22 protein-coding genes and 1 tRNA gene are annotated in these 20,846 nt (G+C 70.5%); 13 read left to right on the forward strand and 10 right to left on the reverse strand.

Annotated elements, in window-relative coordinates:
• Positions 1 to 30: 30 nt before the first annotated feature.
• On the reverse strand, positions 31 to 507 hold the full coding sequence (locus ACZ3I4_RS35860; protein WP_465386531.1) for an AfsR/SARP family transcriptional regulator: 477 nt from the start codon (positions 505 to 507) through the stop codon (positions 31 to 33).
• A 220-nt stretch (positions 508 to 727) separates the two neighbouring features.
• On the opposite strand from ACZ3I4_RS35860, the gene ACZ3I4_RS35865 reads away from it, so the two are divergent.
• Positions 728 to 1,384, forward strand: a complete 657-nt coding sequence (locus ACZ3I4_RS35865; RefSeq protein WP_465386532.1) for a response regulator — start codon at positions 728 to 730, stop codon at positions 1,382 to 1,384.
• Between the two features lie 305 nt (positions 1,385 to 1,689).
• The gene (locus ACZ3I4_RS35870) at positions 1,690 to 3,096 is read left to right on the forward strand and encodes a hypothetical protein (protein WP_465386533.1); all 1,407 of its coding nucleotides are present in this window, start codon (positions 1,690 to 1,692) and stop codon (positions 3,094 to 3,096) included.
• A 60-nt stretch (positions 3,097 to 3,156) separates the two neighbouring features.
• Here ACZ3I4_RS35870 and serA read toward each other — a convergent pair whose 3' ends face one another.
• Positions 3,157 to 4,371 (reverse strand): phosphoglycerate dehydrogenase, encoded by a 1,215-nt coding sequence (gene serA / locus ACZ3I4_RS35875; protein WP_465386534.1) that lies wholly within the window; start codon positions 4,369 to 4,371, stop codon positions 3,157 to 3,159.
• Between the two features lie 219 nt (positions 4,372 to 4,590).
• Complete coding sequence (locus tag ACZ3I4_RS35880) at positions 4,591 to 4,758, reverse strand: hypothetical protein (RefSeq protein WP_465386535.1); 168 nt, start codon at positions 4,756 to 4,758, stop codon at positions 4,591 to 4,593.
• A 267-nt stretch (positions 4,759 to 5,025) separates the two neighbouring features.
• Between ACZ3I4_RS35880 and ACZ3I4_RS35885 the strand changes: the two genes are divergently transcribed.
• Together ACZ3I4_RS35885 and ACZ3I4_RS35890 are read left to right on the forward strand one after the other, a co-directional pair.
• On the forward strand, positions 5,026 to 5,220 hold the full coding sequence (locus ACZ3I4_RS35885) for a hypothetical protein (protein WP_465386536.1): 195 nt from the start codon (positions 5,026 to 5,028) through the stop codon (positions 5,218 to 5,220).
• Positions 5,221 to 5,262: 42 nt separating this feature from the next.
• Positions 5,263 to 6,120, forward strand: coding sequence for a DMT family transporter (locus ACZ3I4_RS35890; RefSeq protein WP_465386537.1), 858 nt, complete (start codon positions 5,263 to 5,265; stop codon positions 6,118 to 6,120).
• Here the strand turns inward: ACZ3I4_RS35890 and ACZ3I4_RS35895 are convergent.
• The gene (locus ACZ3I4_RS35895) at positions 6,115 to 7,218 is read right to left on the reverse strand and encodes a sensor histidine kinase (RefSeq protein WP_465386538.1); all 1,104 of its coding nucleotides are present in this window, start codon (positions 7,216 to 7,218) and stop codon (positions 6,115 to 6,117) included. The genes ACZ3I4_RS35890 and ACZ3I4_RS35895 overlap by 6 nt on opposite strands.
• Positions 7,215 to 7,871 carry a response regulator transcription factor gene (locus ACZ3I4_RS35900; protein WP_465386539.1) on the reverse strand — a complete coding sequence of 219 codons (657 nt, stop codon included), beginning with the start codon at positions 7,869 to 7,871 and terminating at the stop codon, positions 7,215 to 7,217. The genes ACZ3I4_RS35895 and ACZ3I4_RS35900 overlap by 4 nt, the downstream gene beginning before the upstream one ends.
• A 160-nt stretch (positions 7,872 to 8,031) precedes the next feature.
• Here ACZ3I4_RS35900 and ACZ3I4_RS35905 point away from each other — a divergent pair, with 160 nt between their 5' ends.
• The 5 genes from ACZ3I4_RS35905 (at position 8,032) to ACZ3I4_RS35925 (ending at position 12,428) form a co-directional block, all read left to right on the forward strand.
• Entirely contained in the window at positions 8,032 to 8,562 is a 531-nt protein-coding gene (locus ACZ3I4_RS35905; RefSeq protein ID WP_465386540.1) for a hypothetical protein, read from the forward strand.
• Entirely contained in the window at positions 8,559 to 9,614 is a 1,056-nt protein-coding gene (locus ACZ3I4_RS35910) for a peptidoglycan-binding protein (protein WP_465386541.1), read from the forward strand. The genes ACZ3I4_RS35905 and ACZ3I4_RS35910 overlap by 4 nt, the downstream gene beginning before the upstream one ends.
• Before the next feature lie 5 nt (positions 9,615 to 9,619).
• Positions 9,620 to 10,270, forward strand: a complete 651-nt coding sequence (locus ACZ3I4_RS35915; protein ID WP_465386611.1) for an ABC transporter ATP-binding protein — start codon at positions 9,620 to 9,622, stop codon at positions 10,268 to 10,270.
• A gap of 1 nt (position 10,271) precedes the next feature.
• Entirely contained in the window at positions 10,272 to 11,441 is a 1,170-nt protein-coding gene (locus ACZ3I4_RS35920; protein ID WP_465386542.1) for an ABC transporter permease, read from the forward strand.
• 402 nt (positions 11,442 to 11,843) lie between these two features.
• A complete protein-coding gene (locus tag ACZ3I4_RS35925) occupies positions 11,844 to 12,428 on the forward strand; it encodes a DUF5753 domain-containing protein (protein ID WP_465386543.1) in 585 nt (194 codons plus the stop codon).
• Here ACZ3I4_RS35925 and ACZ3I4_RS35930 read toward each other — a convergent pair.
• Positions 12,425 to 12,637 carry a DUF397 domain-containing protein gene (locus ACZ3I4_RS35930; protein ID WP_465386544.1) on the reverse strand — a complete coding sequence of 71 codons (213 nt, stop codon included), beginning with the start codon at positions 12,635 to 12,637 and terminating at the stop codon, positions 12,425 to 12,427. The genes ACZ3I4_RS35925 and ACZ3I4_RS35930 overlap by 4 nt on opposite strands.
• Positions 12,638 to 12,938: 301 nt before the next feature.
• On the opposite strand from ACZ3I4_RS35930, the gene ACZ3I4_RS35935 reads away from it, so the two are divergent.
• The gene (locus ACZ3I4_RS35935; RefSeq protein ID WP_465386545.1) at positions 12,939 to 13,850 is read left to right on the forward strand and encodes a helix-turn-helix domain-containing protein; all 912 of its coding nucleotides are present in this window, start codon (positions 12,939 to 12,941) and stop codon (positions 13,848 to 13,850) included.
• A gap of 61 nt (positions 13,851 to 13,911) precedes the next feature.
• Here ACZ3I4_RS35935 and ACZ3I4_RS35940 read toward each other — a convergent pair whose 3' ends face one another.
• The 4 genes from ACZ3I4_RS35940 to ACZ3I4_RS35955 form a co-directional block, all read right to left on the reverse strand.
• Positions 13,912 to 14,361 carry a DUF6232 family protein gene (locus ACZ3I4_RS35940; RefSeq protein ID WP_465386546.1) on the reverse strand — a complete coding sequence of 150 codons (450 nt, stop codon included), beginning with the start codon at positions 14,359 to 14,361 and terminating at the stop codon, positions 13,912 to 13,914.
• A gap of 272 nt (positions 14,362 to 14,633) precedes the next feature.
• Positions 14,634 to 14,706 (reverse strand) — tRNA-Arg (locus ACZ3I4_RS35945).
• A 75-nt stretch (positions 14,707 to 14,781) separates the two neighbouring features.
• Positions 14,782 to 17,130, reverse strand: coding sequence for a tetratricopeptide repeat protein (locus tag ACZ3I4_RS35950; RefSeq protein ID WP_465386547.1), 2,349 nt, complete (start codon positions 17,128 to 17,130; stop codon positions 14,782 to 14,784).
• Between the two features lie 76 nt (positions 17,131 to 17,206).
• The gene (locus ACZ3I4_RS35955; protein WP_465386548.1) at positions 17,207 to 18,214 is read right to left on the reverse strand and encodes an alpha/beta hydrolase; all 1,008 of its coding nucleotides are present in this window, start codon (positions 18,212 to 18,214) and stop codon (positions 17,207 to 17,209) included.
• A gap of 173 nt (positions 18,215 to 18,387) precedes the next feature.
• Between ACZ3I4_RS35955 and ACZ3I4_RS35960 the strand changes: the two genes are divergently transcribed.
• From ACZ3I4_RS35960 to ACZ3I4_RS35970, 3 genes are all read left to right on the forward strand, one after another.
• A complete protein-coding gene (locus ACZ3I4_RS35960; protein ID WP_465386549.1) occupies positions 18,388 to 19,047 on the forward strand; it encodes a single-stranded DNA-binding protein in 660 nt (219 codons plus the stop codon).
• A 192-nt stretch (positions 19,048 to 19,239) separates the two neighbouring features.
• Entirely contained in the window at positions 19,240 to 19,701 is a 462-nt protein-coding gene (locus ACZ3I4_RS35965) for a hypothetical protein (protein ID WP_465386550.1), read from the forward strand.
• 117 nt (positions 19,702 to 19,818) lie between these two features.
• Complete coding sequence (locus tag ACZ3I4_RS35970; protein WP_465386551.1) at positions 19,819 to 20,817, forward strand: cobalamin biosynthesis protein; 999 nt, start codon at positions 19,819 to 19,821, stop codon at positions 20,815 to 20,817.
• Positions 20,818 to 20,846 lie beyond the last annotated feature (29 nt).

Here is a 20,846-nt window from a genome sequence, read left to right on the forward strand (position 1 = left end):
TTCTGCGCCTGGCGGGGCCGCGCCCGCGCGCTAATTGACCTGGGTCACATGCTCGAGCTTGGTGCGGTACGCCGCCCGGGCCTCGGTGGCCCACGGCAGGTCCTCCTCCTCGAGCAGCGGACGGCACGCGACGAAGGAGGCGGCGGTCAGCGGCTTGACCCGGCGCTCGGCCGGTCGGCCCAGCGCGGCGGTGATCAGCTCGTCGAAGCGCGCGACGTCGATGCGGACGCGCTCGGGGTCGAGCGACCACCGGCCGTCCCGCCGGCGCACCACGGAGTCGCGCGGCGCCGTTCCGGGCTCCAGGCGATCACGCAGGACCGACATGTCGGTTTCGACGCTGTTCTTCTTTTCTCCCAGCAGGCCGGCCAGCTCCGAGGTGGACATTTCGCCCCGGAGGGCGAGCAGGGCCAGGATGCGGCGCGGGTGGTCGCCGCCGAAATCGGTTCCCGCGAGGAGGACACCCCTGGTCCGGACCTCGACGCGACCGAAAAGCTGGATGTCGAACATGGTGCCGAACTCTGCTGGTGAGACAGTTATGGCGGCAAGCCCCAATGCGGGGGGTGCTCTCACCCGAAAGATTGGTTATAGCGGCCGCTCGGCCTCATCTGATCATCGGGCGTACCGGCGGATCGGATCCGGGCCGGTGCACCACCCGCCTGTTGGTACGGCAAAGATGAGTGCGGATACTCCTTAGACTTCCACGGGTCGGATCGGGGAAAGGTGGCGCATGACTAACGGCGATGCGATCAGCGTGCTCGTCGTCGACGGCCACCAGACGTTTGCCGAGCTGCTCGGACACGCCCTGGCAGGCCAGCCCGACCTGCAATACGTGGGCCATGCGCTCACCGGTGCCGAGGCCCTGCGGCTGGCCGCCGAACTGCGTCCCAACGTGATACTCCTCGATCCCGATTTGTCCGATGCGGACGGAATCGCGATCGCCGAGCTCCTTCGCGTGCGTCAGCCGGACACTCGTGTGGTGATCCTCACTGCCAGCGATGAGTCGGCGCTGGTCGGGCGGGCCACCGCGGCCGGGGCGGCCGGTTTCCTGTCCAAGAACGGCGCGCTCGGTGACGTGCTCAACGCGTTGCGCACGGCCCACGGCGGCGGCATGACGGTCTCGACCGACATCCTGGCCCGGCTGCTGCGCAGCACCAGCCCGGTGGTCGGCCCGCGCGGTGGCGGTCTCACCGCGCGTGAGGACGAGGTGCTCCAGCTGATGGCGGCCGGTCTGGACGCGCGCGCCATCGCCCGGCGGCTCGGCATCAGCCTGCACACGTGCCGCGGCTATGTGAAGGCGGTCCTGGCCAAACTGGGCGCGCACAGCCAGCTCGAGGCGGTGGCGATCGCCACCCGGCGTGGCCTGGTACGACCCGGCCGGCAGTAACGGTAAGTAGTTCTGCTCAGTACTCATCCGGGAAGACGTGAGATCCGTACCTGTTTGCGGGATCGGTGCCGCACGGCGGCGCCGGTCAGGGATCAGGGGAAGGGCTACACGTGGACCGGACAGCAGCTGACCGAGCAGCGGCTGGCGGAACACCGTCCGATGTGGCGGTGGTCGAGCCGTCGACAACGGGATCGCCAGGCGGCGGGTCCCGCGACACCATGTACCGGCGGCCGCCGGCCCGCCCGGCGGCGGACGAACCGCCGTGGTTCGGGTCGTCCGAGCCGTCGACCGGCGAGACTCCGGCGGTGACGGCCCCCGAGTACGGTCCGGCCACCCCCGGCGGAGCCAGCCGCATCTCATTCGGGTTCACGTCGAGCCCGATCTCTCCCGTACGTCACCCGGCGTCACCGACCTCCCCGGCTGCTCCGGCCGCGTCGTCGGTGCCTGCGGTGCCCGAGGTCGCCGTTCCGGCCCCGGGACTCCCGCCGGCGGAGCCCGAGCTGCCGGTGCGCCGTGTCTCTCCGCACACCGGTGAGCAGCGCCGCCCGGTGCCCACCGGTGAGCCACGCCGGGTCACCGGCGACCCCTCGTACCCGGGCGATACCGGCGAGTTCCGCCGGGCCGTCGACCCGGCCGAGTTCCGCCGGGCCACCGACGCCGGCGAGATGCGATGGCCCGCCGATGCCGGTGAATTCCACCGGGCCCCCGACAGCGGAGAGACGCGCCGGACCGCCGACACCGGCGGTTTTCTCCGCGCGGACTCCAGCGAGTTCCGCCGCGCGATGGACGCGCGGGCCATGGACGCTCACACCATGGATCCGCGCCCCGCGGAATCGCGTGTTCCGGAGCCCCGCGGCGCCGACACCGGCGAGTTCCGGCGTTTCCTCGAGACCAGCGACCGACCGCCCGGCCCCGGCGAGCAACGGGCGGCCGTGTCCGCGCCGCCGTCGCCTCCGCGCCAGTCGCGCGCCGTCACGGTCGGCATCGTCCTGCTCAGCCTGGTCGTGCTGGTGGCCGGGGGCATCGTCGGCGTCGCCTACTTCACCGGCTCCGACGACAAGCTCGACGAGGTGCTGCAGCTCGGAGCGGGCAGTAAGGCCGGCGAGCGGGTCGTCACCGCCCCGCTCGACAACCGGAGCCAGGCCAGCTTCGAGGTGCTGGCGGCCAGCAACCGGGTCAACGTGTCGATCGGCGAGCTGGGCGACGACCTCTATCGCATCTCCACGCCGGAGGACGCCGGCATCCTGCCCGACCCGGTGATCCGCGACGACGACATCAAGCTGCAGGTCACCAAGGACGGCGACGGCGGCACCGGTGGCGAGATCAACATCGTGCTGGCGGCCAAGGTGCGCTGGGCGCTGCGCTTCTCCGGCTATGCCGAGGAGCAGGTCATCAACCTCAGCGGCGGGCAGATCAGCGGGCTCGAGATGGTCGGCGGGATGCGTACGGCCCAGATCAGCCTGGCCCGCCCGGCCGGCACCGTGCCGATCAAGGTGAACGGCGCGGTGGAGAAGCTCGTCGTGACGTCGCCGACCGGCAGTCCCGTACGGGTCAAGGTCGGCGGCGGCGCCAAGACCGTCGTGGCCGGCAGCCGGACGCTCAAGGACGTGCCGCCCGGCTCGACGCTCACCCCCAAGAACTGGGCGGTGCCGAACCGCTACGACATGGGCGCCGGGGCACCGATCACGACCCTGACCGTCGAGAACGGCTGAGACGCGTACGGGAAAGGGCGCCTCCCCAACGCGGGGAAGCGCCCTTTTCCGATGCCGGGATCAGGACAGGACGCGCAGCCGTACGGTCTGCTCCATGGCCCGCAGCCGGTCGAGCACCTCGCTGCTGAAACCGCCGCCGATGTCGGTGATCAGGTAGCCGTATTCGCCGCGGGTGCTCAGCAGCTGACCCTCCACGTTGACGTGGTGCTCGGCCAGAATGCTGTTGACCTTGGCCAGCACGCCCGGGGTGTTGATGTGCACGTGCCCGATGCGGCTCTGCCCGGCCTGCTCGGGCAGCGAGACGCCGGGGAGGTTGACGCTGAGGGTGGTGTTGCCCTCCTCGACGAAGGCGGCCAGCTTGTTGGCCACGAACCCGCCGATGTCGGACTGAGCCTCCTCGGTGGAGCCGCCGATGTGCGGCGTGAGGATGACGTTGGGCAGGCCGCGCAGCTCGGAGACGAACTCGTCGCCGCGGCCCTTGGGCTCGGTCGGGAACACGTCGACCGCCGCACCGGCCAGGTGGCCGCTCTCGAGGGCCTCGCGCAGGGCGACGTGGTCGACCACGATGCCGCGGGACAGGTTGAGGAACAGGGCGCCCTCGCGCATCCGTTTGAACTGCTCGGCCCCGAAGAAGCCGGAGTTGCCGGGACGGCCGTCGACGTGCAGGGTCACGATGTCGCTGGTCTCGAGCAGTTCCTCGATCGTGGCGCAGCGGTGGGCGTTGCTCAGCGCCAGCTTGTCGGCCGTGTCGTAGAAGGACACGTACATGCCGAGGTTTTCGGCCAGCACGGACAGCTGGGTGCCGATGTTGCCGTAGCCGATGATGCCGAGCCGCCGGCCGCGGATCTCGTGGGCGCCGTCGGCCGACTTGTCCCAGACGCCGGCGTGCATGAGCGTGTTCTTCTCGGTGAGCCGCCGGGTCATCGAGATGATCTCGGCGATGGCCAGCTCGACCACCGAGCGGGTGTTGGAGAACGGCGCGTTGAACACGGCCACGCCGTTGGCCGAGGCGGCGGTGAGGTCGATCTGGTCGGTGCCGATGCAGAACGCGCCGATCGCGACGAGGCTGTCGGCGGCGTCGAGCACCTTGGCCGTGACCTTGGTCTTGGACCGGATGCCGAGGAGCTGGACACCGGCGATGCGGGAGATCAGCTCGGACTCGTCGAGGGCGTTGCGAACGGACTCGACCTCGTAGCCCTCGGCCTCCAGCCGGGACACCGCGTCGGGATGGATGCTCTCCAACAGAAGGACTCGCACCTTGGCCTGGTCGCTCATCTTGTTCCGATCCGTTTGAGGTTTGGCCGGTCCGGGCCGCCACGCCGAAGCCCGACCACCCAGCCTAATGCCCTGCCGTGCCCACCCCGGGCCGGTGTGCTCGACCTCCCATCTGCTGCGATGGCCGTGCGCGGCCACGGTCCCGGCGGGCGTTGATACGGAGGTGACCTTCCTTCGGTTCACGCCGATGGATTCGGGGTCACCACGTGCGGCTTTCCGTCACAGCCGGCCACGAAGCCAGGGCAGCAACTGGTCGGCTTGCCACCGCTGGAACGAGCGCACGGACGGCAGCGAGGGCGGCGGCGGGAGCAGGGAGAGGTCGAGGAAGAATCCGGCGAACCCGGCCATCACGGCGACCACGTTCCGCCGGTCGAGGTCCGCGATCACCCGTTCGGGATCGCCTCCGTGCACGATGACGGCCGCGTCGATCTCGCTGTCGACCCACGGCCGTGCCGGGCGAGAAACCGCCGGTCTGCGAGACGGCCTCGACGACCGGCCCGCCGATGATGGCCTCGATCCGCCGCCGGACCGGGGCGGGCAGATCACGCCGGCCGATCCGGGTTCCCGCCGCCTGCACCATGGGGTGATCGTGGCAGCCGGGCCCGCCGCGGAGCGAGAGGATTTTCTGTCGTACCTCCGCGGCAGACTGCCGTCATGTCATGGAGATTCGCCGGCAACGAGCCGGAGTCCTGGGAAGCGCGGCTGCGCGCCGCGGTCGAGCAGTCGAACCACCGCCGCGGGGTCCGCGAGGCCGAGCGGCGCGAACACGCCCGGCGCCGCGCCCACGGCATGATCGACCGCAACGCCGCGCGCCTGGCCGAGGCCCGGCGGCGGCCTCGACCGGGCTGACCCCTTCCCGCGGGTCTGGCAGACTCGGGTGAGGGGGTGCAAATGGGATCGCTGGGGTGGGCGGTCGCGCTTTCGGTGCTTTCCGCGGCCAGTTACGCAGCCGCGGCGATCGCCCAGGAGCGCCTGGCCGAGCACGGCCAGCGCGGCCTCGCCCGGTGGGCCGTCGCCCTGCTGCTGACCGCCGGTGGCGTAGTGCTGCACGTGGTGGCGCTCAACTTCGGCACGGTCGCCGTGGTGCAGGCGCTCGGCACGCTCACGCTGCTGTTCGCGCTCCCCATCGCCGCCGTGCGCTACCGCGTCCCCATCAGCCGCGCCTCCTGGGTGGACGCTGTCCTCACCGTCGTCGGTCTCGCCCTGATCCTGTCGCTGTCGGTCGAGTCGTCCGTGCCGGTCGTGCTCGCCCAGCCCGGCGACCGCCGGCTCGCGCTGATCACCCTCGCGGTGGTGGCCGTGCTGACGGCGGCCGCCTGGCCGGCCGGTCCGCGGGTGCGCTCGGTGCTGCTGGCGGCGGCCGCGGGCACGGCGTTCGGCATCTCGTCGGTGCTGTCCAAGGCGGTGCTGACCTCGTTCACCGAGGGCGGCGCCGGCGCGGTGTCCCCGTTCGCCGGCGTCTCGGTGCTGGTCTTCGCCACCGGGGGTTACGTGCTGGGCCAGCTGTCGTACGGCCGGGCCGGTCTGGCCGCCCCGCTCGCAACGGTCAGCGTGACGAACCCGATCGTGGCCGCCACAGCCGGGGTGGTGGTCTTCGACGAGGGCTTCCGCTTCGGCCCGGCCGGCCTGGTCGTGGTCGCGTTCGCCGCCGCGGTCATGACCGCGGGCGTGATCGGCCTGGCCCGCCAGGCCGCGGCGACGTCGCTGTCGGAGGGCCGTGACGGCCGGGCCGCGGCCCCCGTCTCATAGCGCCCGGGGGAGCGTGACCGTCACGATCAGGCCGCCCTCGTCGCGGGCGTCGGCCCGGGCGTCGCCACCGTGGGCGCGTGCCACCGCCCGCACGATCGAGAGCCCCAGACCGGCGCCGGGCGAGTGCAGTCGTTCGGCGCCGTAGCGGTGGAACGGCTCGAACAGGCCGGGCACCTCGTAGCGCGGGATCACCGGGCCCGAGTTGCTGACCTCGAGCACGACCCAGCCGTCGAGGCGGGTGCCCGTACGGACCCGGACCCAGCCGTTGGCCGCGATGTTGTGCCGGACACCGTTCTCGACCAGATTCTGCACGAGGCGCTCGAGCAGCACGGAGTTGCCGGCCACCGTCGCCTCCTGCGGCTCGGTGAGCACCTTGACCGTGTCCGACACCGCCACGTGCTCGACGATGTCGGCCAGGTCGACATAGGACCGCTCGGCCACCGGACGCTCCGACTGGGCGAGCAGCAGCAACCCGTCGATCAGCCGTCCGTGCCGTTCGTTGATCGCCAGCAGGGTCGAGCCGAGCTGGCGCACCTCCTCGGACGCGGCCTCCCGGGTGAGCGCCACCTCGAGCAGGGTGCGGTTGAGCGTGAGCGGCGTACGCAGCTCGTGCGAGGCGCTCGCGATGAACCGGCGCTGCCCGTCGAACGAGTGGTCGAGGCGGGCCAGCATGACGTCGAAGGTGTCGGCCAGTTCCTTGATCTCGTCCTGCGGCCCGGTCAGCGCGATCCGCTCGTGCAGACCGCGGTCGGCGTCGGGAGCGTCGGCGATCCGGCGCGCGGTGGCCGTGATCTGCTGCAGCGGCTGGAGCATCCGCCCGGCGACCAGCCAGCCCAGCGCGATGGCGGCCGCGCTCACCACCACGAGCGCGATCGCCCCCTGGGAGATCAGCGTGGCCAGCGTGCCGTCCCGGCTGTCCTCGATGAACTGCCGCGACTCGGCCACCCCGGACGGCGGCGCCGCCACCTCGGCCCGGGCCAGGACCGTCGGCAGGCGTTGCGAGAACAACACGGCGGTCGACCCCAGCAGCACCAGGCCGGCCAGCACGAACAGGCCGCCATAGACGAGGGTCAGCCGGCCCCGCACGGTGAGTCTCATGGGATGCGATACCCCACTCCCGGTTCGGTGAGCACGACGGGCGGGTCACCGAGCTTCCGCCGCAACTTCAGGATCGTCATCCGTACGGCGTGGGTGAACGGATCGGCGTTCTCGTCCCACGCCTTCTCGAGCAGGGTCTCGGCCGACACCGCCGTGCCGTCCGCGCGCAGCAGCTCGGCCAGCACGGCGAACTCCTTGCGCGACAGCGGCACGTAACGCCCGTCGCGATACACCTCGCGCCGATGCGGATCGAGGCTGATGCCCGCGCGGCGCAGCACCGGCGGCGCGGCCGGACGGGAACGCCGGCCCAGCGCGATCACCCGGGCGCTCAGCTCACGCAGGGCGAACGGCTTCGGCAGATAGTCGTCGGCGCCGAGCGACAACCCGGTCACGCGGTCGTCGATCCCGGCCGCGGCGGTCAGCATCAGCACCCGGGTGTCGCCCTCGCGTTCGACCAGCGCCCGGCACACGTCGTCGCCGTGGACGCCGGGCAGGTCACGGTCGAGCACTACGACGTCGTAGTCGTTGACACCGGCCCGTTCCAGCGCGGAACCGCCGTCGTAGACCACGTCGACCGCGTGCGCGTCGTGCCGCAGCCCCTGGGCCACGGCCTCGGCCAGCAGCGGTTCGTCCTCGACCACCAGGATCCGCATGGGCCCATCCTCCCGCGCGGCGGCGTCACCTGGGCGTCACGTTTTTCCGTGACGGCCGGGAAACGCCGCGCTCGCTTCACTTCGACCCCAGGGCAGCGCTCCGGCTGCCGGTGAGGAGTCGATGATGCGTACGGGAAAGGTCGTCGTCGCACTGATGACAGTGCTCGTCGCCGCGGGCTGCGGCGCCCGGGCCGACGACAAGAACGGCGTGGCGACCGCGCAGAGCAGCACCGCGAGCCCGCAACCCTCGGCGTCGAGCACCGTCGAAGACGAGGACGCACCGCTCAAATTCGCGCAGTGCATGCGTGAGCAGGGCATGACCTGGTTCCCCGATCCCGACCCGGACGGCCGAACGATGATCAAGACGCCGAAGGGCATGGACCCGAAGAAGATCCAGGCGGCGCAGGAGGCGTGCCAGGAGTTCGCCCCCGACGGCAACGACGCGCACAAGCCCGATCCCGAGATGATCGAGAAGGCCCGGCAGATGGCCAAGTGCATGCGCGCGAACGGCGTGCCGGATTTCCCCGATCCTCAGTCGAACGGCTCGATCCAGCTGGACCGCGACAAGATCAGCACCGGTCCCGGCGAGCCTGCGTTCGACAAGGCCCACGAGAAGTGCGCGAAGTACATGCCGCCGGCCCGCAGCGAACGCAAAGAAACGGGCAGCGGCAGCGGCGGGACGACGGCATGAGTCGCCGGCGCACGACGGGCGTGGTCGCGGGGGTGCTGACCATCGGTGCCGTCGCCGCGGCGGTCACCGTGATCAACCTGCCCGCGGCGGAGAGCGGTGACGGCACGCCGAGCAGCAGCGGGCCCGCGGAGACGGCCGACATCACGAAGGAGACGCTGATCGACCGCGAATCGCACGACGGCACGCTCGGTCACGGGGACACCAGCACCGTCGCCGCGCGTGCTTCGGGCACGGTCACGGCCCTGCCGGCCAGCGGCGCGGTGATCACCCGGGGTAAGCCGCTCTATCGCCTCGACAACAAACCCGTTTCCCTCCTGTACGGGACTCTGCCCGCCTATCGCACCCTGCGGCCGGGGGTGGAGGGAGCCGACGTGCGGCAGTTCGAGAAGAACCTGCGCGCGCTCGGCTACAAGGGCTTCACGGTCGACGACGAGTACACGTCCGCGACCGCCGAAGCCGTCGAGGAGTGGCAGGACGACCTCGGGCGCAAAGAGACCGGACGGGTGGAGACGAGCCAGATCGCGTACGGGAAAGGACCGGTCCGGATCGACTCGCTCAGCTCGGAACCCGGCACCCTCGTGCAAGCGGGCACCGAACTGCTCAAGACGACCGGCACGACGACCGTGGCCACGGTGCAGCTCGAGGTCGACGATCAGCGGCTGGCCCGTAAGGGGGCGGCGGTCCAGGTCGAGATGCCCGACGGCAGCACCTCCACCGGCAAGATCACCGCCGTCGAGACAGTGGTCGAGCCGGGCGAGGGCAACGAGGACGACACCACGATGATCGACGTGACGATCGCGTTCGCCAAGTCGCCTCCCGGCCTGGACGAGGCGGCCGTCAGCGTCGACTTCGTCGCATCGAAACGGCCGGACGTGCTCACCGTGCCGGTCGCGGCGCTGCTCGCGCTGGCCGAGGGCGGATACGGGCTGGAGATCGTCGAGTCCGGCGCCACGCGCATCGTCGCCGTCCGGACCGGGCTGTTCGCCGACGGCCGGGTCGAGGTGTCCGGCGGCGACCTGCGGGCGGGACTCAAGGTGGGGATGCCGTCGTGAACGCGGTGATCGAACTGGACGGCGTCACGAAGGCGTACCCGGGCGGGGTGACCGCGGTCCGATCCGTCGACCTGGCCGTCGAATACGGCGAACTGGTGGCGATCGTCGGGCCGTCCGGATCGGGCAAGTCGACGATGCTGCACCTGATCGGCACGCTCGACCGGCCCACGCAGGGTTCGGTGCGCATCGACGGGCACGACGTGGCGACGCTCAGCGACCGGCAACTGTCGGCGCTGCGGGCCGGCCGGATCGGCTTCGTCTTCCAGCAGTTCCACCTCGCGCCGGGGCGGACGGCGATCGCCAACGTGGCTGACGGGCTGCTCTATTCCGGCGTACGGCGAAAGGAGCGTGAGTGGCGCGCCGAGGCCGCCCTGGTGCGGGTCGGCCTCGGCAATCGGCTCGGACATCGGCCTGACCAGCTCTCGGGCGGGGAACGCCAGCGGGTCGCGATCGCCCGGGCGGTGGCCGGAGACCCGGCCGTGCTGCTGGCCGACGAACCGACCGGCAACCTCGACTCGGTCTCCGGCGCCGGGGTGGTCCAGCTGCTGCGCGAGCTGAACGAGGCAGGCACGACCGTCCTGGTCATCACCCACGACCACGAGATCGCCGGCAGCCTGCCCCGGCAGGTGCCGATGCGCGACGGGCAGGTGATCTGACATGGCGCTCACCCCGGCCCGGTTGCGGCCGTCCGACCTGCTGCGCCTCGGCGGGTACGGATTGCAGTCGCGACCGTTGCGGGCCGTGCTCTCGGCCCTCGGCATCGCGATCGGCATCGCCGCCATGACCGCGGTCGTCGGCATCTCGTCGTCGAGCCGGGCCGACCTCGACCGCGAGCTCGCCGCCCTCGGCACCAACATGCTGACCGTGAGCCCCGGCCAGACGATGTTCGGCGAGGATGCCGTCCTGCCCGGCGAGGCCCTCTCGATGATCAAGCGGATCGGCCCGGTGCGATCGGCCACCGCGACCGGACGGCTCCCCGACACGGCGGTCTACCGCACCGACCGGATCCCGTCCGGGGAGACGGGCGGACTGGGCGTGCTGGCGGCCTCGCCCGACCTGCTGACAACCGTCGGCGGGGCACTCGCCCACGGCAGCTGGCTCAACGCGAAATACCCGACGGTGGTGCTCGGGTCGACGGCGGCGCGGCGGCTCGGAAATGTGCCGTCCGTCTACATCGGCGGACGCTGGTGGACGGTCACCGGGGTGCTCGACCCGGTGGCGCTGGCCCCCGAGCTCGACCAGTCGGTGCTGCTGGGCTGGGAGTCGGCCGCGTCCTACCTCGGCTTCGACGGACGCCCGACGACCGTCTACACGCGCTCGGCCGACGCGCTGGTAGAGGCCGTACGGGGGGTGCTGGCGCCGACTGCCAACCCGTCGAACCCCGACGAGGTCCAGGTGTCGAGGCCGTCGGACGCGCTGGCCGCGCGACGGGCCACGAACGACGCTTTCACCGCCCTGCTGCTCGGCCTGGGCGCGGTGGCCCTGCTGGTGGGCGGCATCGGAGTCGCCAACACGATGGTCATCTCGGTGCTGGAAAGGCGGGCGGAGATCGGTCTGCGGCGGTCCCTCGGGGCCACACGGGGGCAGATCCGCACTCAGTTCGTCGCCGAATCCCTGCTGCTGTCCCTGCTCGGCGGCGCGGCCGGGGTCCTGCTGGGCTACCTGGTCACGGGCCTGTACGCGGTGACCCAGGCCTGGCCGACCGTGGTCCCGCCGTGGGTCCTGCTCGGCGGCGTCGGCGCGACGCTGGTGATCGGGGCGGTGGCCGGCCTGTACCCGGCCGTGCGAGCGGCCCGGCTGTCCCCGACGGAGGCGCTGACCGGGTAACTCTCAGCCGGGGCAGGCACCGGACCCTGTCGTGCCGGCGCCGGCCGGGGTGGGGGCTGCCCGCGTGGCAGCCTCCCTCGGCTTCTACGCGGCGCTGCACTTCCTGCCGCCGTCGGCCTCGCTCGACTGGAGTTGCTGCTGATCGCCGCGTGGGCGGTGCGCGGGCAGGCGCATTCAGCGGAACCCCGACCGGGTGCCGCTGTATGGACGGTCTTCGTCGCCGCGTGGCTGAGGTGTCGCAGGACAACCCCCGAGAAGCCCCCAGGGACACGCACGATCAACTTTAAAGAGCTGTGAGACGTGTGTACTCTGCTGTCCGCTGATGGAAACCAGCGATTTGCAGATTGCCAGTCGCATCCGAGGGTACCCTCGGACTGTATGGGGGGCTTGACGATGACGAAGATGTTCGACGACCTGCACGACTCCGAGGCCTTTGCCCGGCTTCGGGATGTCGAGAAAGTCGCCCAGAGCATCTTCTACAACGCGCCCAGCTTCTTGCCGGGCGTGCTTCAACTGCCGACGGTCTCGCAAGAGACGTTCGGCGGCGTGTCCGGGCTCCCAGCCTCTGACGAGAAGAGCGCAGACCGCGTACGGCTTCGTAACGAACGGCATGCCGCATTCCTCGAGCGGCTCAATGGCGCTGACGCCCCGCAGGTCCACGTGGTGATCGACGAATCGGTGCTGCGCCGTGGATCGGCCGCGAAGCGCGAGCAGATCGAGCATCTCATCGAGCTCTCCCGCAAGCCTTCCGTGCACGTCGGCGTCGTGCCGCTCGACCACGGCGCCCACCCGGGCCTGGCCGGCACGTTCGAGGTTCACGACACGGCGGACGGCAGCCTGGCGTTCTCCGAGGGACCTTTCGGGGACATCATCTCGGACGACAGCAGCCAGATTGACCCGCTTCGGGAAAAGGTGCGCATGCTGATGGGCGCCGCTGTGTCCGGCGACGAGGCACGCACGCTGATGACCAAGCTGATCGGCGGCTAGTCCGAGCCCCGCTCCGGCAGGTCGAACTTGCCTTCCTTCACATCATCGAGGAAGGCGCCGAACGCGTCGTCATCGAAGTCGAGCACGGGGCCGGAGCGGTCCTTGGTGTCGCGCATCAGGGCCCGCTCGCCGTCTCTGTTGATCTCGACGCAGTTCCCTCCGGCGCTCCTCGTGCTCTTGCGCCATCCAGGCGCGATCCCGTTGTCCACTGTGCCTCCCGTGAACGGTCGCCCATGGAATCGAACGGCCATGTCGCATGGGCGGCGTAGTGGCGTAGTTGAACGCCTTGAACTGTGCTCAGGCTCGACTGCCTGAACGCAGTCGGCCGATCACTCACAGTACCTGAGATTCAGCTCTTTGGATCCTTCGGAGCGGCAACAGCGGCACCATTCGGCCTGTGGCGATAATTGACATCAATCCCATGCGGTAGGATTCTGCGGGTGGGCTTCGGCCACCTGCATATTGCAGATTCGAGCCGTGACTAGTTGCGGTCTCCGGGAGGGTGCTGGCATGTCGGATGCTTCTGACCAGTCCGTCATGCCGTCCGAAGAGGTCGGGCCGAAGATTGCCCGAGCGAACGTGGCGCTGCGCCTGAAGTCCTTGCGCGAGGGGCTGGGTCTCAACGTCGCCGGGGTCGCCAAGATCATGGACTGGTCGGTCTCGAAATTGACCAGAATCGAAAAAGGCGAGGTGACGGTCCAGCCTTTGGAGGTGCGTGCACTTCTGGGGCATTACCACATCACCGACGAAGCGGTCGTCGCCGAATTGTCGCGGCTCGCCCGCACGTCGCGCTCTCGTCAGTGGTACAGCCGGCACCGGCTGACCGGCGCTTTCGCCGATTTTGTCGCGTACGAGAACGAAGCTTCCCGCATTCATACCTGGCAATTGCTGTTTGTCCCCGGACTTTTGCAGACCAAGGAGTACGCGCGGGCTATTACGGCGCGCACATTGCGCACCGACCCGAACGACGAGCAGGTAAGGGCGCGGGTGGATCTGCGGGTCGACCGCCAGCAGGCCCTGTTCGAGCGGCAGCGCGGCGAGAACCCTCCGCAAATGACGATGATGATCGACGAGTCGGCGCTTCGGCGCCCCACCGGCGGACGAGAGGTCATGGCCCGTCAACTCGACCATCTCCTGACGCTGGCCGAAGACCCCGACCGATTCGTCTTCGGCGTGGCCCCACTCGACCTCGAACACCACTCCGGCCTCGGCGGTTCCTTCGAGATTCTCAAGTTCTCCGGCAACACGCACGACGACGTGATGTTCGTGGAGGCCGCCGCCGGATACGACTTTCTCGTCTTCGACCGCGAGGTCACCGACCGGCACAACGCCCTCTTCAAGGATCTGCTCGACTACGGCCGCACCGGTGATCGCGCTCTGCAGATGATCCGGTCCATCCGGGACGAGATGCGGGCGGGCTGAGCCGCGCCGGCCGCCGCCTCCGATCATCGCCATGCGGCGCGACCGGAGCAGCGGCCGGTGATCAGGGCGTCGGCGGGCCGTTGGCCTCGACGGCGCGGACGACTGCCCGGCGGACCTGTTCGAAGACGCGCTGATTGTCCGAAGTGAACAGCACGACTCGGCGCCCCCGATGCATGGCGGTCAGTTCCATGTTGCGCGGGTTGCGGTAGTCGTCGATCCAGATCGCCCCGCCCAGGCCCATGGCGGCGAACACGCCGGCCGCGCAGAGCAGCCATGCCGCCGAGCCGTTGATGGCGGCGACGCCGAGGGTCAGCAGCAGCTCGAGAGCTCCGCAGTAGAGGGCCACCGCTCGCGCCGGGTGGGCGTACAGGTAGGTGGGGTCCTCGACGACGAGATCGCGAACCCGGTAGATCGAGTCTTCCGTCTCGATGTACGTGCGGGTGACCACGATGCCCGGGCCCGGGTAGTAGATCGGCCGACCGGTTGCTGAGGTGTCTGAGTTCAGTGTCATGACGATCCTCCTGACTGTTATCGTCAGGCGTCTGTCGGCCATCAGCAACCCTCTGTCCTGTTCGGGCCGTCGGCAGGACGCTATCTGCGGTTAGCAGATAAGGCAGTATGAGGGCTTTCACCCAGGTTTGAAGCAAAGCAGTTTGTCCGCTTGGCGGTACTTCGCCTCTTGCAACACTGAACGAACGCTAAGTGGCATCGTGCCAACTTGCCAGAGTGTGGCGCCCAGCTGAGTCAAAGCCGCCTGGCAGTCAGAAGCGCGCCAGGCAGAAGCGCGCCCGGCAGGATTCGAACCTGCGACCGACGGATTAGAAGTCCGTTGCTCTATCCGCTGAGCTACGAGCGCATGGGGCCCACAGCTTATCTTGCCGAAGGCGGCCCAGGGGTAACCGCCGTCCGGCCGTTGCCGGAGCGGGCGCGGCTATGTTGACGGGTCGTCAACAGGGGTGCCGGCGGCGTAGGGCGGGCGGTGTCCGGCCGCCGACGTGGGGTCGCCCGCGGCCTCGTACAACGCGGCCAAGCCGGCGTGGGCGCGGGCCTGCTCGGCCGGGTCATCGATCAGACGGGCGGTGCCCAGGGCCACCTGGAAGGTCGTGAAGGCTTCCTCGTTGCGGCCCGCGGCGGCCAAAGCTTCGCCGCGGCCGTTCAGCGCGCACGTCTGCCCATACCGTTCGCCCAGCTCGCCGAAGATCGCGATGGCCTTGTCGTACGAATCGAGCGCGGCCGCGTTGTTGCCCAGCTCGGTGTCGGCGTCGCCCAGGTTGGTCAGGGCCGTCGCCTCGCCGCCGCGGTGCTGCAGGTCGCGGAACAGGGCCAGGGCGCGGCGGTGGTGTTCGGCCGCCTCCGGCACGCGGCCCATCCGCACGTACACGTCGCCCAGGTTGGTCAAGGTGTTCGCCTCGCCCACCCGGTCGCCGATCGCCGCGAACTGTTCGAGCGCCTGCGCGTGATGTGCGGCCGACTGCTCGTGGTTGCCGAACGCGTTGTGCACCACGCCCAGATTGCCGAGCGCGCGCGCCTGACCGCGGCCGTCGCCCAGCCGGCGGAACAGGGTCAGCGCCTCGGTCAACTGCTCGAGCGCCTCCGGATGCCGGCCCAGCTGCCAGTGCACGACGGCCAGGTTGACCAGCGCGTTCGCCTCACCCGCGTGGTCGTCGACGCGCGCTGCGGCATGCCGGGCCTCGGAATGCACGGCGATCGCCGCCGAGGGATAGCCGCCGTTGTCGAGATACGTGTACAACGTCGCGGCCAGACGCACACTGTGTGACGGCCAGCCGTTGCGCGCCGCGTGCAGGCAGATGGCCACCAGGGTCGCGCGTTCGGTGTCCAACCAGTGCAGCGCCGCCTTCGGATCAGACAGATCGGGTCCCCGTACGTCGTGAGGTTCGAGCACGGGACGGCGGTGCTTCTCGGCCGGGTGCAGGGCGTCCATCGCGGCCGAGGCGGCGTACAGGTAATGGTCGAAAAGTCTGGTGAGAGCCGCGCGGCGATCGGCGGGACGCTCCTCGTCGGCGGCCCGTTCGGTCGCGTACGCCCGCACCAGGTCGTGCAGCACGAAACGGCCCGGCACCGGTTGCTGGATCAAATGCTCGGCCGTCAGGCGCCGCAGATGCTCCTCGGTCTCGCCGAGCTCGGCGTCGAGCAGCGCGGCGGCCGCGTACGCGTCAAGATCCTGACCTGGATGACCGGCCAGCCGGCGCAGCAGAATCCGCCGGCGCTCGGGCAACCCCTGCTCGGACAGGTGCAGGGCGAGCTGGACACCGTCGTCGAGCCGATGGTTGCGACGCCGCTCGTCGAGCCGGTCGGCGTGGTCGGCCACCGACCAGCCCGGCGTCGCCGCCATCTGACCGGCAACCACCGTCAGCGCCAGCGGCAGATAACCGCACCGCTGCGCGACCCGCTCGACCGCATCCGAGTCGGCGTCCGGCGGCACCGCGCCCGCCAGCAGCTCGGACGCCTCCTCCGACGAGAACACGTCCAGGTCGATCCGGGTCGCCGGGCCCAGACCGCCGAGGTCGCGACGCGACGTGACCAGCGTCAGCGCATCCGGCGTCAGCAGCGGGCGCACCTGCTCCTCGTCGACGGCGTTGTCCAGGATCACCAGCGCCTGCCGGCCGGCGACCTGATCGCGGAACAACGCGGACCGCGACCGGAGATCGTGCGGAATCTGCCGCGCGGGCACCCCCAGAACGCGCAGAAACCCGTCGAGCACGGCCCCGGGCTCGGCCGGTGGCTGGCTCTCGTCGGGATGGAAGCCGCGCAGATCAACGAAGAGCGTGGTTTCCGCCGTACGCCGGTGACCGGCATGAACGGCCAGCTGAGTCTTGCCGACACCGGCCATTCCGGTGATCACGCAGACCCCGGCGGCCCGCTCGATCGAGGCGAGGTGCGGCTCCCGGCCCACGAACGAGGACGCCTCGGTGGGCAGACCGGCAAGGACGCGTACGTTGGCCGCGGCCTCCCGCTCGGCCAGCAGAACCCGGATCGCCTGCCGCCAGCGGGCCAGATAGGCCTCGTCGTCGTGCAGCGCCGCGGCCACCGCGACCACCAGCTCCGGATTGATGCGGCGGCGGCCGTCGCGGAAACAGTCGACGACCGTGCCCCGGCCCGCCGGCCCGTGACTCGCATTGACGCGCCTCGTGATCGTGTCGTACGAGGGATCGCCCGCCCAGGCCTTGAGCGAGCGCAGGGCCGCGGCCAATTCGTCCAGGCTGCGGCAACCGGCCGGGTCGGGCCGCGGCGAATCCTGTCCGGTACGTCCGTCATCCATCAATCGCGAACGATAGCAATCGATGTTCGGAATCGTTCGGATTTTCCGGCTCGCACTCCGGCCGGAGGACGGAGGGCTATTCCCGTGATCCGCCGCCGTCCTCGGGGGCCGGCGGCACGTCGATCTCGGGGGTGCCCACAGGCGGCACAAACGCGTCGACCCACCGGGCGAGCTCGCGGAAGACTTCGACCCGAACCTCCTTGCCGGAAAGCGTCAAATCGTGCATGCCGCCGTCGAAGCGGGCGATCGTGACCCGCGGTCCGAGGCGCGGCGCCCACCGCACGATGTGCTCGACGTCCAGCACGGAATCGCTGACGTGCAGATCGTCGTGCCAGTCGCGGCCCCGGAACGTACGGGTGGAACAGGCGACCATCACCGGGGCGTCGATGCCCAGCCCGGCCCGCAACCGCCGCTGACCCCGGCGGATCGCCTCCAGCCAGCCGGCCGTGACCGGGAATCCGAACACCGGCTTCCACGCCAGGTCGTATGTCCACTCACCACGGTGGTCGCTGTGCAGGCTCTGCCCGTAAAGGCCCAGTGACGCCATCGGGATCTTCCGATACGGCGTACGGCGGGTGGCCGCGATCGTCGCCGCCATCAGCGGGCGCTTCACCAGCCAGGGCACGTTGAAATCGAAGAACGGGCTGTTCAGGAATAGTCCGTCGACGATGCCCTGCCGCTGGCGCGCGTGCGACCACAACGACGTGATCAGGCCGCCCGTCGAATGGCCGGCCACCAGCAGCTGATCGTGGCCGTCCTGCTCGCGGATGATCCGCGCCGACTCGTCCAGCTCGGGAAAATAGTCGGTCAGGCTGCGGGCGAAGTTCGGCGTCTGATGGGGCAGCAGGCTCCGGCCGTACTTGCGCAGATCGAGCGCATAGAAATCCCATCCGCGCTCGACGAAGAAATCGGCCAGATGGGTCTGAAAGAAGTAGTCCACGAAACCGTGGACATAAAGAACGGCCCGGCGCGACGGGCTCTCGGCGCGCCGCCGCACCAGCGTGGCCACCACCTCGCCCTCGTCGTCACTGCCCAGGTCGATCGTGTGCCGCTCATAGGGCGGTCCCAGGACGTCGATCTCCACGCGACCAGGCTACCGACCGGTACGCGCCCGCGCTCCTTATCAGAAACAGCCCCGGCCCCGGCCGTTGTCCACAGGCCCCCGCCTTGTCCACAGCCCCGGCCCGGAGATCCCCACGACCAGCCCCCGAGCGGCGAAGCTTCCGTCCTCACCGACACACCCCTGGAGGTCACCAGATGTTCGACACCAACCTCGTCGTCGTGGGCAACGTCCTGGCCGCTCCCGAATGGCGGCGCTTCGAGAGCTCCGGCTCCGTCGTGGCCAACTTCCGGATCGCGTCCACGGCACGCCGCTTCGACCGCGAGAGCAACAGCTGGGTCGACGGCAACAGCCTGCGAGTCCGCGTGACCGCATGGCGGCGGCTCGCCGAGGGAGTGATCTCGTCGATCTCCGTCGGCGACCCCGTGATCGTGTACGGGCGCCTCTACACCCGGGACTGGAAGGACGACAGCGGCAACAACCGGATCTCGTACGAGATGGAAGCGTTCTCGATCGGTCACGACCTCGCTCGCGGCCGGGCCAAGTTCGCGCGCAACCGCACCGCGGCCCTGGGCGTCAGCGCGGTCGACGACAACGAGGAGGAGATGTTCGTCGGCGGCGAGATGTCGCTGCCGGTGCCGGCCGACGAGGCGCCGGTCACCTTCGGCGAGGGCGTCCCCGAGGAGGAGGCGCCCGCGTTCGCCGAGGTGGAGGCGGCCGCCGAGGCCGAGTCGCCGGAGCCGGGCGAACCGCCCTCCGACGAGGAGATCGCCCTCGAGGTCGAGCGGCTGACCGCCGAACAGCCGGCTCCGGCCCGCCGCACCCGCCGCACCCGGAAGGAGACCGTCGCAGTCTGACCCGGTCAGGTCCCATGGTCCGGCCGTCGCGCGGCGGCCGGACCGACCCGGGCTGAATCTTTTTCCCGGGCGCTTCCCCCTGACGGATGACACGCCCCCGAACGGGGTGGTCCGATCGTGCCCGAGTTACCGGCCGCCCGGCCGACCTGCCCGGTTGGTCCCCGGCCGGGTCCGACCGGCAGACTGGGGCGCGTGCTGTTGAAGGAGATCCGCGCGATCGCGGGCGAGACGCTGGTGCTCGCCCCGCACGACCAGGACACCGAGACCGCCAACACCAGCTGGTTCGGCGCTCCGCCGCACGAGCGCATGGGCCTGTCGGCCGAGGAAGTGGTCAACGCCTTCGAGGAGACGGTCGCGCAACTGCGCGGTCAGGTCGCCGGCATGGGGCATGCCGGGCCGGCGACGTTCTATGTGTGGCACGACCTGCAGGCGGGGCAGTTGCGCTGCTCGACGGCCTCCTGCGGGCGTGACGAGCTGCCGTTCACGCAGAAGTACCGGACGACCGACGACCTGCGGCCGATCGTCGTGGAGTTCCTGGAGGACCGGGCGCCGGGCGCGATCGTCTGGGGCCAGTTCGACCCTGTGCCGATTCCGGACGGGCCCGGCGCCGGGTCACCGGAAATCCCGGTATGGGTGTGCGACCTGTGCGCATGATCAAGTAGCCGGAGCAGCAATCACGAAAGGATCCAAGGCGTGGCGGGGGCGGGGGCGGGGCCCTGGACAGGGCCCTGGATGGGGCGCGCGGCCCGATGGGCTGGATCTTCGGCCCGGGTGGCGGCTTCGGTCGCGGGGCGGGCGGCGACCCGGCCCGGGACGGCGGACGCGGCGGGACTGGTGACCGGATATCTGCTCGACGCGGTGCTCGGCGACCCTCGGCGGTTCCACCCGGTGGCCGGCTTCGGGACGGCCGCGGCGGCCCTCGAGAAGCGGCTCTACCGGGACAACCGGACCGCCGGCCTCGCGTTCACGGTGATCGCCGTGGGGGTGCCGGCCCTGGCCGGAGTGGCGGCGGCCGCGGCCACCAAGCGGGTGCCTCTGCTCCGGACGGCGCTGGTAGCCGGCGCCACCTGGGCCGTGCTGGGCGGCCGGACGCTACGACGGGAGTCGCGGATCATGGCCGGGCACCTGGCCGGTGACGATCTCGAGTCGGCCCGCGGGCGGCTCAACCACCTGTGCGGGCGGGATCCTTCGGGGCTGGACGAGAGCGAGCTGGCCCGGGCGACCGTGGAGTCGGTGGCCGAGAACACATCGGACGCGGTCGTGGCGCCGCTGCTGTGGGGTGGGGTGTTCGGGCTTCCGGGGCTGCTCGCCTACCGGGCGGCCAACACGCTCGACGCGATGGTCGGGCACCGGTCACCGAGGTACGCGCGGTTCGGGACGGCCTCGGCCCGCCTCGACGACGGGCTCAATCTGCTGCCGTCGCGGCTGACGGGGGTGCTGACGATCGCGGCCGCGCCGGTGGCGGGCGGGTCGCCGCGGGAGACGTCGCGGGTCTGGCGCCGCGATCGCAACGATCATCCGTCGCCCAACGCGGGGCAGTGCGAGTCGGCCATGGCGGGGGCTCTGGGCGTACGGCTGGGGGGTCGCAATGTCTATTTCGGACGCAGCGAGACCCGGCCCTTTCTGGGGGACGGCCCTCGTCCGTCGGCCGTGCACCTGCGCCGGGCCGCCCGCGTCTCCGGCACGGTCGGAGTCGCCGCCGCCGGGATCGCCGCGGGGATCGCGGTGCTGAGGGGCGCGCTCGCCGGGCGAAAGCGGCCGAGGTCATGAGCACCCAGCGGCGAGGGCGACGATCAACG

Source organism: Actinoplanes sp. NPDC021490, from assembly GCF_055562135.1.

Excerpts from the sequence above, each read along its gene's own strand:
- ACZ3I4_RS35920 (WP_465386542.1), top strand. The coding sequence starts at position 10,272 with ATGGCGCTCACCCCGGCCCGGTTGCGGCCGTCCGACCTGCTGCGCCTC.
- ACZ3I4_RS35925 (WP_465386543.1), top strand. The coding sequence starts at position 11,844 with ATGTTCGACGACCTGCACGACTCCGAGGCCTTTGCCCGGCTTCGGGAT.
- ACZ3I4_RS35950 (WP_465386547.1), bottom strand. The coding sequence starts at position 17,130 with ATGGATGACGGACGTACCGGACAGGATTCGCCGCGGCCCGACCCGGCC.
- ACZ3I4_RS35900 (WP_465386539.1), bottom strand. The coding sequence starts at position 7,871 with ATGCGGATCCTGGTGGTCGAGGACGAACCGCTGCTGGCCGAGGCCGTG.
- ACZ3I4_RS35885 (WP_465386536.1), top strand. The coding sequence starts at position 5,026 with ATGTCATGGAGATTCGCCGGCAACGAGCCGGAGTCCTGGGAAGCGCGG.
- ACZ3I4_RS35865 (WP_465386532.1), top strand. The coding sequence starts at position 728 with ATGACTAACGGCGATGCGATCAGCGTGCTCGTCGTCGACGGCCACCAG.
- ACZ3I4_RS35940 (WP_465386546.1), bottom strand. The coding sequence starts at position 14,361 with ATGACACTGAACTCAGACACCTCAGCAACCGGTCGGCCGATCTACTAC.
- ACZ3I4_RS35895 (WP_465386538.1), bottom strand. The coding sequence starts at position 7,218 with ATGAGACTCACCGTGCGGGGCCGGCTGACCCTCGTCTATGGCGGCCTG.
- ACZ3I4_RS35935 (WP_465386545.1), top strand. The coding sequence starts at position 12,939 with ATGTCGGATGCTTCTGACCAGTCCGTCATGCCGTCCGAAGAGGTCGGG.
- ACZ3I4_RS35960 (WP_465386549.1), top strand. The coding sequence starts at position 18,388 with ATGTTCGACACCAACCTCGTCGTCGTGGGCAACGTCCTGGCCGCTCCC.
- ACZ3I4_RS35890 (WP_465386537.1), top strand. The coding sequence starts at position 5,263 with ATGGGATCGCTGGGGTGGGCGGTCGCGCTTTCGGTGCTTTCCGCGGCC.
- ACZ3I4_RS35860 (WP_465386531.1), bottom strand. The coding sequence starts at position 507 with ATGTTCGACATCCAGCTTTTCGGTCGCGTCGAGGTCCGGACCAGGGGT.
- serA (WP_465386534.1), bottom strand. The coding sequence starts at position 4,371 with ATGAGCGACCAGGCCAAGGTGCGAGTCCTTCTGTTGGAGAGCATCCAT.
- ACZ3I4_RS35910 (WP_465386541.1), top strand. The coding sequence starts at position 8,559 with ATGAGTCGCCGGCGCACGACGGGCGTGGTCGCGGGGGTGCTGACCATC.